This is a genomic window from Myxococcaceae bacterium JPH2 (genome assembly GCA_016458225.1).
In the GTDB taxonomy this organism is placed as follows: Bacteria; Myxococcota; Myxococcia; order Myxococcales; family Myxococcaceae; genus Citreicoccus.
The window spans coordinates 76,456-92,012 of sequence record JAEMGR010000005.1; the positions used below are offsets into that span (position 1 = coordinate 76,456).

The 15,557-nt window shown below is 69.7% G+C and carries 13 protein-coding genes; 5 read left to right on the forward strand and 8 right to left on the reverse strand.

From position 1 onward, the window contains the following. The first annotated feature begins 22 nt into the window (after nucleotides 1-22). The gene (locus tag JGU66_09235; protein MBJ6760946.1) at nucleotides 23-2,845 is read left to right on the forward strand and encodes an AAA family ATPase; all 2,823 of its coding nucleotides are present in this window, start codon (nucleotides 23-25) and stop codon (nucleotides 2,843-2,845) included. Between the two features lie 15 nt (nucleotides 2,846-2,860). Here JGU66_09235 and JGU66_09240 read toward each other — a convergent pair whose 3' ends face one another. The 3 genes from JGU66_09240 to JGU66_09250 all read right to left on the reverse strand — a co-directional run bounded on the left by JGU66_09240 (nucleotide 2,861) and on the right by JGU66_09250 (nucleotide 5,749). After that, the gene (locus tag JGU66_09240) at nucleotides 2,861-3,664 is read right to left on the reverse strand and encodes a hypothetical protein (protein ID MBJ6760947.1); all 804 of its coding nucleotides are present in this window, start codon (nucleotides 3,662-3,664) and stop codon (nucleotides 2,861-2,863) included. Between the two features lie 76 nt (nucleotides 3,665-3,740). Next, complete coding sequence (locus JGU66_09245; protein MBJ6760948.1) at nucleotides 3,741-5,354, reverse strand: transglycosylase SLT domain-containing protein; 1,614 nt, start codon at nucleotides 5,352-5,354, stop codon at nucleotides 3,741-3,743. Next, a complete protein-coding gene (locus JGU66_09250) occupies nucleotides 5,351-5,749 on the reverse strand; it encodes a BlaI/MecI/CopY family transcriptional regulator (protein ID MBJ6760949.1) in 399 nt (132 codons plus the stop codon). The genes JGU66_09245 and JGU66_09250 overlap by 4 nt, the downstream gene beginning before the upstream one ends. A gap of 248 nt (nucleotides 5,750-5,997) precedes the next feature. Here JGU66_09250 and JGU66_09255 point away from each other — a divergent pair, with 248 nt between their 5' ends. The 4 genes from JGU66_09255 to rimO are packed head-to-tail and all read left to right on the forward strand — an operon-like array spanning nucleotide 5,998 to nucleotide 10,712. Further along, nucleotides 5,998-7,638, forward strand: coding sequence for a ribonuclease J (locus JGU66_09255; protein MBJ6760950.1), 1,641 nt, complete (start codon nucleotides 5,998-6,000; stop codon nucleotides 7,636-7,638). A 27-nt stretch (nucleotides 7,639-7,665) separates the two neighbouring features. Further along, on the forward strand, nucleotides 7,666-8,163 hold the full coding sequence (locus JGU66_09260) for a YajQ family cyclic di-GMP-binding protein (GenBank protein ID MBJ6760951.1): 498 nt from the start codon (nucleotides 7,666-7,668) through the stop codon (nucleotides 8,161-8,163). 11 nt (nucleotides 8,164-8,174) lie between these two features. Next, on the forward strand, nucleotides 8,175-9,278 hold the full coding sequence (locus JGU66_09265; GenBank protein ID MBJ6760952.1) for a hypothetical protein: 1,104 nt from the start codon (nucleotides 8,175-8,177) through the stop codon (nucleotides 9,276-9,278). Nucleotides 9,279-9,284: 6 nt separating this feature from the next. Further along, on the forward strand, nucleotides 9,285-10,712 hold the full coding sequence (gene rimO / locus JGU66_09270; GenBank protein MBJ6760953.1) for a 30S ribosomal protein S12 methylthiotransferase RimO: 1,428 nt from the start codon (nucleotides 9,285-9,287) through the stop codon (nucleotides 10,710-10,712). Between the two features lie 9 nt (nucleotides 10,713-10,721). Here rimO and JGU66_09275 read toward each other — a convergent pair whose 3' ends face one another. From JGU66_09275 to rpmA, 5 genes are all read right to left on the reverse strand, one after another. Beyond that, complete coding sequence (locus tag JGU66_09275; protein MBJ6760954.1) at nucleotides 10,722-12,137, reverse strand: hypothetical protein; 1,416 nt, start codon at nucleotides 12,135-12,137, stop codon at nucleotides 10,722-10,724. Nucleotides 12,138-12,157: 20 nt separating this feature from the next. Next, complete coding sequence (locus JGU66_09280) at nucleotides 12,158-12,934, reverse strand: outer membrane lipoprotein carrier protein LolA (protein MBJ6760955.1); 777 nt, start codon at nucleotides 12,932-12,934, stop codon at nucleotides 12,158-12,160. 84 nt (nucleotides 12,935-13,018) lie between these two features. Then, the gene (locus tag JGU66_09285; GenBank protein MBJ6760956.1) at nucleotides 13,019-13,699 is read right to left on the reverse strand and encodes an RNA methyltransferase; all 681 of its coding nucleotides are present in this window, start codon (nucleotides 13,697-13,699) and stop codon (nucleotides 13,019-13,021) included. Between the two features lie 4 nt (nucleotides 13,700-13,703). After that, the gene (gene obgE / locus JGU66_09290; protein ID MBJ6760957.1) at nucleotides 13,704-15,128 is read right to left on the reverse strand and encodes a GTPase ObgE; all 1,425 of its coding nucleotides are present in this window, start codon (nucleotides 15,126-15,128) and stop codon (nucleotides 13,704-13,706) included. A 131-nt stretch (nucleotides 15,129-15,259) separates the two neighbouring features. Then, entirely contained in the window at nucleotides 15,260-15,529 is a 270-nt protein-coding gene (gene rpmA / locus JGU66_09295) for a 50S ribosomal protein L27 (GenBank protein MBJ6760958.1), read from the reverse strand. Between the last annotated feature and the right edge of the window lie 28 nt (nucleotides 15,530-15,557).

Below are 15,557 nucleotides of genomic sequence, written 5' to 3' on the forward strand. Positions count from 1 at the left end.
GCTTGGGGGCGCCCTGACCGACATGGCGACGAGGAAGAGCGAGGACCAGGAGAGACTCATCGACCGCGACCTCACCGCGCAGGCGCGCGACGGCAAGCTGCCGGCCGCGCACGGCGTGGATGCGGCCGTGACGGAAGTGCTCGCCCTGCTCACCCGGGGCGGCAAGCATCCCCTGCTCGCGGGTGAGGCCGGGGTCGGAAAGAGCGCGCTCGTGCAGGAAGTGGCCCGGCGCATCGCCGAGGGGCGCGTGGACGCCGAGCTGACCCAGGCTCGGCTGGTGGAGGTCTCCGTCGCCAACATCCTGGCGCGGAGCACCCAGCGTCAGGCGGCCGAGAGCTTCGAGGAGCTGCTCTCACACCTGGGCCGGCACCCCTGCCCCATCGTCTACATCCGCGACCTGCCCGCCGCGCTGGGTGGCCCCTTGGCGCCCGTCGCGGTCCGCGCCCTGCGCACCGGCGGACTGCGCTTCATCTTCGAGACCGAGCCCAAGCGCGTCCAGGAGCTGCTGCGCGCCGATGAGGCCTTGGCCGAGCGCCTCCACCTGTTGCCCATGCACGAACCACCGCTCGAGAAGGCGCGGTGGGTGGTGGGACGCGTGGCGGAGGAGCTGGAGCGAGAGCTGCGGCTGCCCATCGATCCCGCCGCGTGCGACATGGCACTGCGCCTGTCCGCCAAGTTCCTCCTGGCCCAGCGCATGCCGCGCAAGGCCATTGAGCTGCTCAAGGAGACCGCCGCGGAGGCGGCCGGCGCCGCGCGCGACCACGTCGGGCCCGAGGACGTGCTCACGCGCTTCTGCGCCGCCACGCGCCTGCCTCGCTTCGTGGTGGATGACGCCCTGCCGCTGGACCTGGAGGAGACGGAGCGCTTCTTCGGGGAGCGGCTGCTGGGCCAGACCGATGCGGTGGGCGCGGTGCTGCGCTCGGTGGCGTTGCTCAAGGCCGGACTGAACGACCCGCGCCGACCGCTCGGCGTGTTCCTGTTCGCGGGCCCCACCGGCGTGGGCAAGACGCAGTTGGCCAAGCTGCTCGCCGAGTACCTGTTCGGTTCGGCGGACCGCCTCGTGCGCCTCAACATGGCGGACTACCCCAACGACGGCGACGAGAGCGTTCCCTTCGGCGCGGCGTGGGCGCCGGCGCTGGAGACGCGGCGAGGGGAGCTGTCCGCGCTGCTCGACGGCAAGGTGTTCTCCGTGCTGCTGCTCGACGAGTTCGAGAAGGCCGCGCGCAGCGTGCACGACCGCTTCCTCCAGCTCTTCGACGAGGGCACCTTCGTCAATGGCGCGGGCGAGACGGTGTCGTGCAACAACACGCTCATCGTGGCCACGTCCAACGTGGGCGCGGAGGTCTACCGAGAACCCGGTCTGGGCTTCTCCAGCCCCAAGCGCGCCGAGGAGCAGGTCCACGAGGTGGATCGACGCATCGCCGAGGCGTTCCGCCCTGAGTTCCTCAACCGCTTCGACGCCCTCTGCCACTTCCGTCCGCTCTCCAAGGTGGACATCCGGAAGATTGCCCAGCGCGAAGTGGGACGCGTGCTGGAGCGCGAGGGCATCCGAGCACGCGCCCTGGACGTCGAGGTGACACCCGAGGTCGTCGACCTGCTGGTGGAGCGTGGCTACTCGCCGCAGTTCGGTGCTCGCTACCTGCAGCGAGAGATTGAGAAGACGCTCACCGCCGCGCTCGCGGTGGAGATTGCGCGCCGTCCCCTGCCGCCCGGAACGCCCGTGCGCGTGGAGGCCCGGGTCCAGGGCAAGGTGGTCGCGGTGGCCGAGCCCATCCCCGCCCCCCGCGAAGTGACGGCGCAATTGCTCCTGCCCACCGCCAAGGCCGCGGCGGTCAAGCGCCGCCTGGACCGCAAGTCCGTCCTCAGCGAGATGGACCGGATGGTGGGCCGCGCGCGCGAACTCGCGACGTCCTCGGGGCGACCGGAGCTGGAGGTTCGTCGCTCGGCCCTCCTCGCGGAGACGCAGGCCCCGGACCTCTGGGACGACCCCACGCACGCGGCCGAGGTCATCCGCGCCTTCCGCGCGGTGGAAGCGCAGATCAACGAACTGGAGCGCCTGGAGGCCGCGTGTCTCTTCGCGCGGCGACTGGTGCGCGAGGCGAAGAACGAGGTGCAGCTCGCCTCCGCCGCGAAGCAGGTGGAGGACGTGGCGCGCGAGGTCCAGATGGCCGAGGCCATGCACGCCTCGGGCGCCACCGCGCGCGACAACGAGGCGCTGGTGGACATCTGCGCCAGTGACTCGGCGGAGGCGCAGGAGCTGTGGGTGCAGGAGCTGGCCAGCATGTACCTGGGCTGGGCCCAGCGCCGAGGCTACGAGGCCATGGCGGTGGCCGAGGCAGAGGCCCCCGCGCGCGTGGTGGTGCGCATCGCCGGTCCGGGCGCGTTCGGGTTCCTGTCCGGCGAGGCCGGCATGCACCGGCGCATCGAGGAGGAGAAGCGGCAGCGCGCCTATGTCCGCGTGCACCGCGGCGGTCCCTTGGAGGCCGAGGAGGAGGAGCTGCTCGACTTGGGAGGGCGCCCCATCAAGAGCCACGAAGGGGCCTATCTCCAGCGCGTGCGCACCGAAGTGACAGCGCGCGATGAGTCCACCGGCCGGGTCATCACGCTGGCGGGCTCCAGTGAGTTGGATGAACTCAAGGGCATCGCGGCCCGCGTCGTGTCGGGCCAGGGCGGCAGCACCGAAGAGGTGCGGCGCTACTACCTCGGCCGAGGCGCGCGGGTGGAAGACCCTCGCACGGGTGCCGGCACGCCTCGGGTGAAGGATGTCCTGCGCGGCGAGCTGGACGTGTTCATCGCGGCTTGGATCTCCCGCCCTCCCGCCGAGCCGCCCGCCACGGGGAGCTGACGGCTTCGCGCTCGCTCAGGGCATCAGTCCCTGGGCGAGCCCCAGCCGCATCACCTCCGCCAGCAAGTCCAGGCCTTGCGCCGTGTTGACGCGGGAGTGCGAAGTGCCGCCGCTCGTCACCTGCACCGAGCCACCCATGACGAACGGCACGGGCCGCTTGCCCAACCGCATGAGGCGCTCGTCGTGGAAGGCCTGAGGCGCGCGCTCCCGCAACATGCGCGTGAGCATCACCATGTTCGCGGTGCGCACCGGTTGGAGCGCGGAACCCAGGCACGAAAAGTCCAACGCGTGCTCGCGCAACACCGCGCCACGTCCGTCCCGAGCGAAGACGAAGATGACCTGGGACGTGTCCTCCTCCGTCGAGCGGACCTGGGTCTGCGCGGTCCGAGTCATCTTCAAGCCGCCCGTGACGAGCGCCGTGCCGAGAGCGAGCTGACGCGACTTCTCCGTGTGCTCGCTCTGCGTCCGGACCAGACTGAGTCCGCGGAAGATGGCGACCACGTCCTCCCATGCCATCTCCAGCGAAGGACCCGAGCGAGGAGAGAACGTCACCGAGGCGTCCGCGAAGGTCACGGTGCGCACCAGCGTGCGTCCTTCCTCGACCGAGTGCTCGTCCACGGAGAGGGCCGCGAGCCCCGCCCCGCGCAGCTTCGCGACCAGCGTGTCCGCGGCGTCGGGGGCGAGGCGGGCCAACAGGGCGGGCGGCTCGGGAGCCAGTCGCATGCGGGCCTCGGCGGGCGCCATGCCCGCGGCGGAGGCGAGCAATGCCGCCGCGGAAGAGACATCACTCACGGGACGGACGAGCGCGACGATCTTCATGGCATCCCACCCCTTCGTGCGACCGCGCCCGCATTCTCGCTGAAAACACGGGCGTTCGCGCGCGCCCTGCGCTCGCTCAATCCAACAGGTGGGGATTGCGCAGGATGAGGAGCCCGGCCTGCACGGTGCTGACGTAGTCGTTGAACCGACCGGTGCGCGCCAGCTCGCTCGCGTCGCGCGTCCCGGACTTGGCCAGCACGCCGTCCACCAGCGCCTCGCCCTGGTTGTAGGCCGCCAGGGCCAGCCGCCAGTCGCCATACCGCGCATGGAGGCTGGTGAAGAGGGCCGCAGCGGCCTCTGTCTCGCGCTCCACGTCCAGTCGCTCATCCTTCGTCGCGTCCACCGTGAGGCCGTACTGGCGCGCGGTCTCGGCGATGAACATCCACACGCCGGCTCCGCGCGGTCCGCGGGCCATCGACGGCTCGCGGGACGTCTCGGGCAGGTTGCTCACCGCGGACTCGACCATCGCCACCGCCACGAGCCCCTCGGGCAGCGAATGCTGGCGCAGTGTGCGGGTGAGCGTCTCCCGGCGCGGGCCCAGGTTGGTCAGCGCCTTGCGCATGAAGTCGCGCCCCTTGGGCACCGTCACGAAGGCATTGAGCTTCTCCAATACCTGCTCGTCCACCACCACCGGCAGGTCTCCCTCACGCGCGGAGGACTTCGCGAGCGCTCGAGCCTCTTCCAGGTTCAGGGCTCGGCCACGCGAGGCGCTCTGTGCCCACAGCGCCAGCGGCGTGAGCACCAGGGCCACGCTCGCGACGAGCGCGGTGGCGCGGAAGGGACGAACGGGACGCGACTGGAACAGCATGTGAATCCTCCTGACGGTGGGGTGAGACATTCCGGTGACACCCGCGGCGAGCGGGCGCGAGTGAGGGATGCGGAGCGAGGCCTGCAACAGGCACTCGGCATAGGGGCCGGGTTGCGCCTTGCCTGTCGTCACGAGCGCCTCGTCGCAGGCCATTTCCTGCAGCGAGGCCAGCCACCGGCTCGCGGCGAGCATGGCGGGGTTCCAGAAGAAGACGCTGTCGAGCACGACGCGGGCATAGGCAAACACCGTGTCACGCTGTCGATGGTGTTGAAGCTCGTGCAGCACCGTCATCCGGAGCGACTCCGGCTGCACGAGCAGGCTCGCGGGCACCACCACCCAGGCCCCGGGTTGAGTTCCACGAAAGGGAAACCAGACGGAGTACGCGGAGCCATCCGAGTCATCCACCGCGATGGCCACGCGGCCCACCCTGCGCGCGAGAGGCAACGACCCCAGTCGTCGCAACAGCCGGCGCTGCTGCGCCAGACGCCAGACCAGACACCCCGCCACGCCAATCCCTACCGTGAGCCCCGCCAGAGCACCCCAGGGGAGCACCGGCGTGGAGTCTTGCGCTTGAGCAATGCGACCGCCGCCAACAGGCTCGCGCGAGGGCTCAGGCAATCTCGCGGTGTGCCGCACGACGGACCGCTCAAAGGAAAACAGCGGTCCCACGGGCACGAGCCCTCGTAATGCCAGACATGCCAGCGGCAAGCCCACCGCCACTGCCAAGGTCAGCCGCCCCGCTCGCAAGGCCTGCCGTGAGGAGAGCGGCAACCGGCCTCGCTCGCTCAACCACAGTCCAGCGCGCAGCAGTCCGAGCCCCAACGTGACGAGCAGCGCCACGATGGCGTAGGTCGCGAACAGCTCACGCCACAGCGCGCTCACGACTTCGTCCCCTTGCGACCCAGCAGCTTGCGCAGCTGCTCCACTTCCTCGGCCGACATCGGCACGGCTTCCACCAGGCGCGCCACGAGCGCGGACGCCGTGCCGTCAAAGAGCGTGTCCACGAGGTGGCGCACGCTGTGCGCCTCGTACGACTCTCGAGGCAGGAGCGCCGAGTACAGGTGGCCGCGCCCCTCCTTGCGGCTGCGCACCACCTCCTTCTGCTCCAGGATGCGCAGCACCGTGGACACCGAGGTGTACGCCAGCTTGCGCTCCGGAGGCAGCGCCGCCAGGACGTCCGCGACACTCACCTCGCCCAACCTCCAGACGATGTGCATCAGCTCCAGCTCCACGGGCGTGAGCTGCCGCGACTCCTCGGCGGGCAATGACTTGGACACGGGTGAGACCTCCTGGCCGCGAACAACTAAGAATTTAGTTCTCACAGAACTAAACCCTTAGTTGAACCGCGTCAAGTCGCCCACGCGTACCGGGTCCGAGCACCCGTCAGCTGACAGGATGGGCTGTAGGCCTTCGCCGCACCCACGGCGGGCGGGCGGGCGCGAGGGTGCAGGGCCGCTCGCCGGACGTACCAGGAGGGTGAACTTTCTCACGCACCCCACGGGCTGAGTCCCTAGACTGCCCCCACATGCTCCACGTCATACCCCTGGGTGGCCTCGGCGAGATTGGCCTCAACGCCATGGTGCTCGCTTGTCGCGGGGAGATGCTGCTCATCGACGCCGGACTGATGTTCCCCTCGGAGGGGATGCCGGGCGTCGACATCATCATTCCGGACTTCACCCACCTGAAGCAGAACGCCTCGCAGCTCAAGGGCATCCTGCTCACGCACGGCCATGAGGACCACGTCGGCGCGCTCCCCTTCCTGCTGGGAGAGGTGCCCGTACCCGTCTACGGCACGCGCTTCACCCTGGCCATGGCGCGCCAGCGGCTCAACGAGCTGGGCATCGCCGCGGACTTTCGGGAGATCGAACCGCGCACGCCCTTCACCGTGGGCACCCAGTTCACCGTGGAGGCCAGCCGCGTCACGCACACCGTGCCGGACGCGGTGGGCTACATCGTCCGCACGCCCGAGGGCACCGTCATCCACACGGGTGACTTCAAGTTGGATCCCGACCCCATCGACGGGCTGCGCACCGACCTGGAGCGCTGGGGCGAGGCCGGCGACGAGGGCGTTTTGTGCCTGCTGTCGGACTCCACCAACTCCGAGGTGATGGAGGAGACGGGCAGCGAGCGCGTGGTGGAGCAGACCTTCGAGCGCCTGTTCCGCGAGGCCACCGGCCGCATCGTCGTGGCGATGTTCTCCTCCAACGTCCACCGCGTGCGGCACGCGCTGACCCTCTGCGAGAAGCTGGGACGCAAGGTCGCGCTCATGGGCCGCAGCATGATTCGCAACGTGGAGCTGGGCCGCGAGCTGGGCTACCTGGACTTCCCAGACACGCTCTTCATCCACCTCGACTCGGTGTCGCAGCTCCCCGCCAACCGGGTGCTGGTGCTCACCACGGGCGCGCAGGGAGAGCCGCGCGCGGGCCTCTCGCAGCTCGCCAGCAACGAGGGCGCCTTGCGCCTGGAGTCCGGCGACCTGGTCATCCTCAGCTCCCGCCCCATCCCCGGCAACGAGCGCTCGGTGGGCGCGCTCATCGACCAGCTCCACTGGCGCGGGGCGCGCGTCGTCTACGCGCAGGTGGAGCCCGGGGTGCACGTCTCGGGACACGCCAGCCGGCCGCAGCAGAAGCGCGTGCTGGACATCGTGCGGCCTCGCCACTTCATCCCGGTGCACGGCGAGGTGCGCATGCTCCACCGCCACCTGGCCACGGCGCGCGAGGCGGGACTCGAGCCCGCGCGGCTCCTGCTCGCCCACGACGGCGACGTGGTGACCTTCGAGGACGGCCACGGCCGCTTCACGGGCAGCGTGCCGGCGGGCCGCATCCTCCGGGACCGCTTCGGCGGGGGCATGGTGACGCCGGACACCCTGCTGGAGCGCACCCGGCTGGCCGAGACGGGCCTGGTGGTGGCGGTGATCGTCATCCAGCGCGACACGCTCAAGATTGCCGGCGGGCCGCAGCTCTCCGGCCAGGGACTGTCCGCCGAGGAACAGGCCGCCCTGCCCCGCGTGGCCGAGGAGGCCCGCGCCTTCTTCTCCGAGCTGTCCCCCCAGCTCCGGGGCGACGATGCGCTGGTGCGCGAGGAACTGACACGGGCGGTGCGGCGCGCCTTCAAACCGTACACCGCCCGGCGCCCCCTCGTGCTGCCCATGGTCGTCCGGGTGTAGGTGTGGTAAGGGCGCGCGAAGCCCCCCATGCCATCCTTCGACGTCGTCTCGAAAATCGACCTCGCCGAGCTCGATAACGCGGTCAACCAGGCCAAGAAGGAGCTCAGCACGCGCTACGACTTCCAGGGCACCCAGGCGGACATCGTCCTGGCCCCGGACCAGACTTCCCTCACCGTGAAGGCCAACAGTGAGGACCGCGTCCAGGCAGCCAAAGAAGTCCTGCTCACCCGGCTGGCCAAGCGCGGCATCAGCCTGCACACGCTGGAGTACGGCACGGTGGAGAAGACCGGCCTGCACAACGTGAAGCAGCCCATCAAGCTGCAGCAGGGCATCCCGGTGGAGAAGTCCAAGGAGCTGATCAAGCTGCTCAAGGACTCGAAGCTGAAGGTGCAGGCCTCCATCCAGGCGGATCAGCTCCGCGTCACCGGCAAGAACCGGGATGACCTCCAGGAGGCCATGGCCCTGTTCCGCCGCGAGCAGGACCGCCTGAAGCTGGACATGCAGTTCACCAACTTCCGGGACTGACACCTTCGAACATGCGCACTGTCCTGACGCCGCTGTGCCTGCTGCTGCTCGCCCTGCCCGCCTCGGCGCAGGATGACCGGGCCAGCCGCCCCGTCCCCACGCTGAAGAAGGCGCCTCGCCTCGAGGCCGGCCTCAAGGACTTCGTCCCCCCGCTCATCATCAAGCCCGAGCCCGTCCCGGGCGCCTCGGCGGCCTTCACGGCCAAGGTGGGCTGGCGCAAGGACATGCTGTTCGTGGGCGTGGAGGCCACGGATGATCAGCTCCTCGCAGGCGACGTCCTCAACCTGACGCTCTTCTTCCCCGGCGCGGGCACCACCGCCACCGGCTACACGTACCGCTTCGCGTTCGATGGCAAGCGCGCCTCGGGCTCGGACAGCGGGACGCCGCGCTTCGCCCAGGACCTGGTGAACGCGGGCGTGCAGCGCCGCGGCGACACGCTCATGGTCATGGCGGCCATCCCCGTGCGCGCCCTGCCCCGCTTCCCCGCGCACGACCCGATGGTGATGGAGCTGTGCCTCACCTTCGAGGACCAGGACCAGGTGGGCAGCAAGGCCGTGCCGGTGTCCAACTGCAAGGGCGGCACGACCATGGTGGGGGACGCGCTCCGCCTGCCGGACGAGCTGCGCAAGAACCTGAAGCTCAAGCCCCCCGAGGCCGTCACCGCGCTGGAGTCCGCCGCGGGAGGCTGGCTGGGGTGGGACCTGCTCAGCTACCCGGCCTGGGTGCAGGCGGATGAGCCGCTGACGCCCAGCACGCTGAAGCCCCTGGTCGCCCCGGGCGCGGTGGACCCCGCCAAGGCGGACCTCAACGTGCCCGAGACGCTCAGCCTGCCGGACGGGCGCCCCATCGTCCTCGTGGTGTCCGGGAAGAATCCGTATGCCGTCGCCGGTCAATGCGATTCGGACGACGAGCTGCGGGTCGCGCTGTATGTCGTGACCGGGAAGACGGCGCTGCGGGCGCTCGAGTGGCCGGTTGCCACCTGCGCCCTGGGACGCGCCAGCTCGGTGGTTCTCGAAGATGAAGGCGCGCTGACCATCGGTTACTCGAACGGCGCCACCATGAACTTCGCCTGGAGTGGAGACCACTTCGAGCGGACCGAACTCGGAAAGCGGTAGGACGCAGTGGAAGACACCAAGAGCCTCTACATGATGACCCTCGGCTGCCCGAAGAACCGGGTGGACTCCGAGGTGATGCTGGGCACGCTGAAGAACCGCGGCTACTCGCTGGTGCAGGACCCCGCCGCGGCCCAGGTCATCGTCGTCAACACGTGCGCGTTCATCGGGCCCGCCAAGCAGGAGTCCGTGGACTCCATCCTGGAGATGGCCGAGCTGAAGAAGTCCGGAGCGTGCCAGACGCTCGTCGTGACGGGCTGCCTGTCCCAGCGCTATGGCGCGGAGCTGTCCAAGGAAATGCCCGAGGTGGACCACTTCCTGGGCACCAGCGCCTACGCCCAGATTGGCGACCTGCTCGCCGCCGAGGCCTCGCCCCGGCAGGTCATTCCGGATCCGGACTACATCCACGACGCGAACACGCCGCGCATCAACTCGATGCCGAAGTACACGGCGTACCTCAAGATTTCCGAGGGCTGCGACAACGCCTGCGCCTTCTGCATCATCCCCACGCTGCGCGGCGGACAGCGCTCGCGGCCAGTGGCGGACATCGTCGCCGAGGCGCGGCAGCTCGCGGACAGCGGCGTGCAGGAGCTGAACCTCGTCGCGCAGGACCTCACGGCGTACGGGCATGATCTGCCGGGGAAGCCCAAGCTGCACGAGCTGCTCAAGGAGCTGGTGAAGGTGGACGTGAAGTGGATCCGCCTCCACTACGCCTACCCGCGCGTGTTCCCCGACGAGCTCATCGACGTGATTGCCACCGAGCCGCGCATCGCCAAGTACCTGGACATGCCGGTGCAGCACGCGAGCGACAAGCTGCTGCTGTCCATGAAGCGCGGCCGCAACTCGCAGTTCCTCAAGGAGCTGCTGACGAAGCTGCGCGCGCGCGTGCCGGGCCTGGTGATGCGCACCTCGCTCATCGTGGGCCTGCCGGGCGAGACGGAAGAGGACTTCGAGCTGCTGAAGGAGTTCGTGAAGGAGCAGCGCTTCCAGCGGCTCGGCGTCTTCCAGTACTCGGACGAGGAGAACACGGCCGCGTACGACCTGCCGAACAAGGTGCCGCAGAAGACCATCGAGCGCCGCTGGCGCGAGGTGATGGCCATCCAGAAGCGCATCAACCGCGAGCAGAACAAGCAGCTCATCGGGCAGCGGCTGACGGTGCTCGTCGAGGGCCCCAGCGCGGAGTCCGAGCACCTGCTGGTGGGCCGCCACGAGGGCCAGGCCCCGGAAATCGACGGGCAGGTCTACATCAACGACGGCCTGGCGTACCCGGGCGAGTTCGTCACCGTGGAGGTGACGGAGGCGCACGACTACGACCTGGTGGCGCGCGTGGTGGAGCGCCCGGACCCCAAGCAGCGGGAGCACATCGCCCGTGAGGCGCACCCCGCGCCCGTGCCGGCGAAGGCAATGGTCCGCCCCCCGGAGCCGCGGCCCGAGTAGTCGCGACGACTAGCGTGGATCCTCGGGCTCCAGCTCGCGCTCCTCGACGGGAGGCGGCTGCGGGCCCGAACCTTTTGTGGGCGCCGCCACGCCCTCGCCCAGCGGAGTGGGCTGGCACTCGCACGCCGTGCGGCGGGAGGCCGTCTCGGTGACGAAGGCGCAGGTGGTGGGGCACTCGGGCTGACGGCCCTCCTCCACCAGCGACAGCGCATACCCGCGCGCCGCGCCCAGGGCCGCGTGGCACGCGGGCAGGGACTGCGCCAGCGAGGGCCACGGCAGGCGGTGCTGCGTGTTCGCGCCGCGGCTCGTGGTGGGGAAGCTCAGCCCCACCTGGCAGCCCGTCTCCAGGCGCTTGCCGTCCTCGCCCAGCGGCTCCGCGTACAACCGCACGCCCTCGGGCACGTCGCGGTACACCGCGCCAGAGATGGCCACGCCCTGGTCAGGCTCGCGGCGCACGAAGAAGCCGTAGCAGGCCTCCTCGCTGAACGCGCCGCTCGCATCGGCGCACTGCTGTCGTCCGCCGCCCTCGGGCGCGCGCACGCGCGGACGGCGCAGCACCAGCGCCCCGCCCTGCGCGTCCACCGTCGCCGAGAAGCGGCCCCACACGTCCGGCCCCAGACGACCCAGGCTGCTCTGCGAGGACCAGCGCCCCGCGGCCTCCAGCACCAGCGGGCGCGCGCCCAACCCTTCCGCCACGTCCATCGCATCCACCGCGAAGGTCCGAGGGGGCAGTCCCGCCGCGGTCTCCAGCGGCTGCAGACCCACGCCCATCGCAGGCTCCACCGCGAGGCGCGAGAAGGGCTCGCGAGTCCCCAGCACGAAGGGCCCGGTGAGGCTCGCCTCGCCCTGCGTCACACGCGCCGCGAGCAGGGGCCAGTCGCCCACGGGCTCTCGGCTCAGCTCCAGCACGCGAACCTCCTGCGCGGTGCTGCTGCCACGCACCTCCGCTTCATGGGTCGCGAGGGGCCGCGTCGCGGAGAAGGTCACCTCGCGGAGCAGCGGATCCACCGTGAGGGCATAGGGCGCGAGCGCGTCCTGCCCCAGCGTCACCGCGCACGCCTTCTCCCCGGACAACGTCACGGTGCGCAGCGGAGGAGTGATGGCGCCCATGGTGAGCGGCGGCGCGGGAATCTCCGGCCACGCACGAAAGCCCCCCGAGGGCTCAGGCACGCGCGCCGTGCCTCGCGCCTCGGGAAGGCCCCCGTCGAAGCAGCCCACCGACACCATGGAGAGGGGCCGAGACACATCCAGCACCACGGGTACGGAGCGTCCACTCAGTCGCCCCGCCACGGTGAGGCGCAGCGCCGGCGAGGCGAGCAACGGCAGCGTCTGACCGTTCAGGCTGGTGGGACGCGGGGGCGCGGCGGGTGCGTGCTGGCACGCCGCGCCGCTCAACAGGAGCATCGCGAACAGCGAACGTCGCATGCGCCGAACCTACTCCCTCCCTAAGGCTTCTTCGCGGCCTTGGTGAAGTCGTCCACGCGCGTGCCCTCGGGAGGGTTCAGCTTGAAGCTGTCCGCGGACACGCCCACGTTCGTCTTCAGGTCGAGGAACGCGACGGTGTTCTCGCTGCCATCCGGATCCACCACGGTGCTCTTGAGGACCTGCGCCGTAGCGGGGTCTACCTCCAAGCGGACCTGCCGGAAGCGCGGCTCGGTCTTGAGCGGATCCAACACCAGCAGCGTGCCCTTGCAGTCCTTGCACTCGCCCTTGGTGATGGCGAACTCGTCGGCCAACTTGCCCTGCCCGAAGAGGAACGTCACCGACGCGGAGAGCTGGCTGGTGTCGATCGCCGCCACGGTGAGCGTCTGCGCGGCAGGCTCGTACGAGTACACCTTGTTGCCCGCGAGCACGAACGTGCGCTCCGAGGGCACCAGGTACTCCCAGCGCATCAGCCCCGGCTTCTTGTAGGTGACCGTGCCCGTGGAAGTCTGCGTGCGGCGGAAGGCCTTGTACTTGTAGTCCTGCTTGAAGTTGGCCTTGAAGTCGCCCGTCTTCTCGTAGAACGCCTGCATGCGGTCCACGAGCGACTTCACCTCGGGGGCCATCTTCGGGGCGGGGCGAGCCGCGGGAGTGGCCGGGGTGCCCGCATCCATCGGCGTGGCCACCGTCGCGCCGGCCTTCGCATCGGCCACGGCCGCGGGGGGCTGCGGTGCCGCAGGGGTCGTGGCGGCCGTCGGGGGCGCGGCGAGGAGCGAGACGAGCAGGGATTCCAGCAGCATGGCGTGCGGCCTCCGAGAGGCGGGGGCAACGGTCCCCGCCAGCGACCATCTAGCGCATCCCGACGCGGGCCGGGGGTGCGGCATTCACCGTTGCGTGGCCTTGAACAGCCGCTTCCGCTGCTTGATGGCCAGTTGGTAGAAGCGGTCTCGCAGCGCCGCCGCATCCTCGGCGGGCAGGTCACCCGAGGCCCCCAGGTGCTCATCCCGCCAGGCGATCGCCCGGCTGACGCACGCCGAGGCAGCCGCGGAGATGTTGAGGCTCTGGCTGAACCCGCGCATGGGCACCCAGAACGTCCCGTCCACGGCGGCGAGCACGTCGTCGCTCACGCCCTGGCGCTCGTTGCCGAACACCATGGCGAACTTCGTGTCGAAGCGCAGGCTGTAGAGGCTGGTCGCGCCCTCGCGAAGGGCCGAGGCGTAGATGCTGAAGCCGCGAGCCTTGAGGTGCTCGCGGCACTCGCCGAACGACTTGTACTGGTGCACGTCCAGCCACTTGTCGCAGCCTTGGGCCACGCGGGAGTTGGGCAGGAACGGCGCCTCGGGGTTGATGACGACGTGGACCTCTTGGACGCCCATGGACTCGCAGGTGCGGAGCACCGCGGCCATGTTGAAGCTGTCCTCGAGTCGGTCGAGCACCACCGTGAAGTTGCGCGTGCGCTGACTGACGACGCGGTCGATCTTCTCCTTGCGCACATCGAGCAGGAACTGCTCGGCGGCGAGGGGCTCACGTTCGAAGCGCTCGTATCGAGATCCACCACCCGACATCGGATCAGCGCCTCCCGCCAGACCGAGACCGGGTGGCCTTCTTCGCCGCGGCCTTCTTCACGGGCGTCTTCTTCGCCGCGGCCTTCTTCGCGGGTGTCTTCTTCGCCGCGGCCTTCTTCGCGGGCGCCTTCTTCAGCGCAGCCTTGGCCGAGGCCTTCTTCGCGGCGACCTTCTTCACCGGCGCCTTGGCCACAGGCTTCTTCGCGCCGGCCTTCTTCACCGGCGCCTTGGCCGCAGGCTTCTTCGCGCCGGCCTTCTTCACCGGTGCCGTCTTCGCGGCAGGCATCTTCTTGGCGGGCGACTTCGTGGTCGACGGCTTCGCCTCGGACGCAGCGCTCGCCTTCTTCGCGGCGGGCTTCGCGCTCGGGTTGGGCTTGCGCGTGGACTTCGCCTGGGGCGGCGGCTCGACGTGGAGCTTGTCCGTCCGTCCCGTGAAGAGCACCTCGGCCACCGAGTCCATCAGGGACTGCATCCCCTCACCCGTGGCGCACGACACCGGATACACGCGGATGCCGCGCGCACGGAGGGCCTCGGTGAACTCCGCCAGGCGCGCCTGCGCATCCGGGAGATCCAACTTGTTGGCGGCCACGACCTGGGGCTTCGAGGACAGCTCCGCGCTGTACTTCGCCAGCTCCTCGTTGAGGACGTCGAAGTCGTGCAGCGGCGAGCGGCCCTCGCCCTCCACGCCCATGTCGATGAGGTGCACCAGCACCTTGCACCGCTCCACGTGCCGGAGGAACTGGTGCCCCAGGCCCACGCCCTCGCTGGCCCCCTCGATGATGCCGGGGATGTCCGCCATCACGAAGGACAGGTGATCCTTGTACTGGACCATGCCCAGGTTCGGCACGAGCGTGGTGAAGGGATAGTCCGCGATCTTCGGCCGAGCGCGGCTCACGCGAGAGATGAACGTGCTCTTGCCCGCGTTGGGGAAGCCCAGAAGCCCCACGTCCGCCAGCAGCTTCAGCTCCAGGCGCAGCGTGTGCTCCTCGCCCTTCGTGCCTTCCTGGGCGAAGCGCGGCGTCTGCCGGGTGGAGGTGGCGAAGTTCATGTTGCCCAGGCCGCCTCGGCCACCCTGCGCCGCGACGAACTGCTCGCCGGGCTCGCTCAGGTCCTTGAGCAGCTCCCCGGTGTGCTCGTCGCGGATCAGCGTGCCCACGGGAACCTTGAGGATCATGTCCTCGGACGCCCGACCGTTGCAGTCGTTGCCCATCCCGTGCTCGCCGTTCTTCGCCCGGTGGTGCTGCTGGTACCGGTAGTCGAGCAGCGTGGTGAGCTGCGGATCCGCCACGAAGATGACGGAGCCACCATTGCCGCCGTCGCCCCCGTTGGGCCCTCCGCGCTCGATGTACTTCTCCCGCCGGAAGGAGACGGAGCCGTTGCCGCCGTCCCCGGCCTTCACAAAGATGCGAACCTCGTCAACGAACTTCATGGCGGGAGAATCCTCCTGGAAACGCAAAGCGGGCCGCCCTCAAATCCAACCGCCGAAGAGGACGGTTGGACTGGGAGCGACCCGCTCATGACGGCCTGGTGAGTCCGGAGCCGAGGCCCCGGAGCAACCACCTAGGCGCTCGGCTGCTCGGCCGGGTAGACCGAGACCTTCTTCTTGTCGCGGCCAAGGCGCTCGTACTTCACGACGCCGTCCACCACCGAGTACAGCGTGAAGTCGCGACCGAGCTTCACGTTCGTACCGGCGTGGATGACCGTGCCGACCTGGCGAACCAGGATGCTGCCGGCGGAAACAGCCTCGCCGCCATACACCTTCACGCCACGGTACTGCGGGTTGGAATCACGCCCGTTGCGCGAAGAACCCTGTCCCTTTTTATGGGCCATGACACCTGCTCCTGAAATTGCCTACAGC

Excerpts from the sequence above, each read along its gene's own strand:
- JGU66_09240 (MBJ6760947.1), bottom strand. The coding sequence starts at position 3,664 with ATGAAGATCGTCGCGCTCGTCCGTCCCGTGAGTGATGTCTCTTCCGCG.
- JGU66_09285 (MBJ6760956.1), bottom strand. The coding sequence starts at position 13,699 with ATGTCGGGTGGTGGATCTCGATACGAGCGCTTCGAACGTGAGCCCCTC.
- JGU66_09280 (MBJ6760955.1), bottom strand. The coding sequence starts at position 12,934 with ATGCTGCTGGAATCCCTGCTCGTCTCGCTCCTCGCCGCGCCCCCGACG.
- JGU66_09255 (MBJ6760950.1), top strand. The coding sequence starts at position 5,998 with ATGCTCCACGTCATACCCCTGGGTGGCCTCGGCGAGATTGGCCTCAAC.
- JGU66_09275 (MBJ6760954.1), bottom strand. The coding sequence starts at position 12,137 with ATGCGACGTTCGCTGTTCGCGATGCTCCTGTTGAGCGGCGCGGCGTGC.
- JGU66_09260 (MBJ6760951.1), top strand. The coding sequence starts at position 7,666 with ATGCCATCCTTCGACGTCGTCTCGAAAATCGACCTCGCCGAGCTCGAT.
- JGU66_09265 (MBJ6760952.1), top strand. The coding sequence starts at position 8,175 with ATGCGCACTGTCCTGACGCCGCTGTGCCTGCTGCTGCTCGCCCTGCCC.
- rpmA (MBJ6760958.1), bottom strand. The coding sequence starts at position 15,529 with ATGGCCCATAAAAAGGGACAGGGTTCTTCGCGCAACGGGCGTGATTCC.
- JGU66_09235 (MBJ6760946.1), top strand. The coding sequence starts at position 23 with ATGGCGACGAGGAAGAGCGAGGACCAGGAGAGACTCATCGACCGCGAC.
- obgE (MBJ6760957.1), bottom strand. The coding sequence starts at position 15,128 with ATGAAGTTCGTTGACGAGGTTCGCATCTTTGTGAAGGCCGGGGACGGC.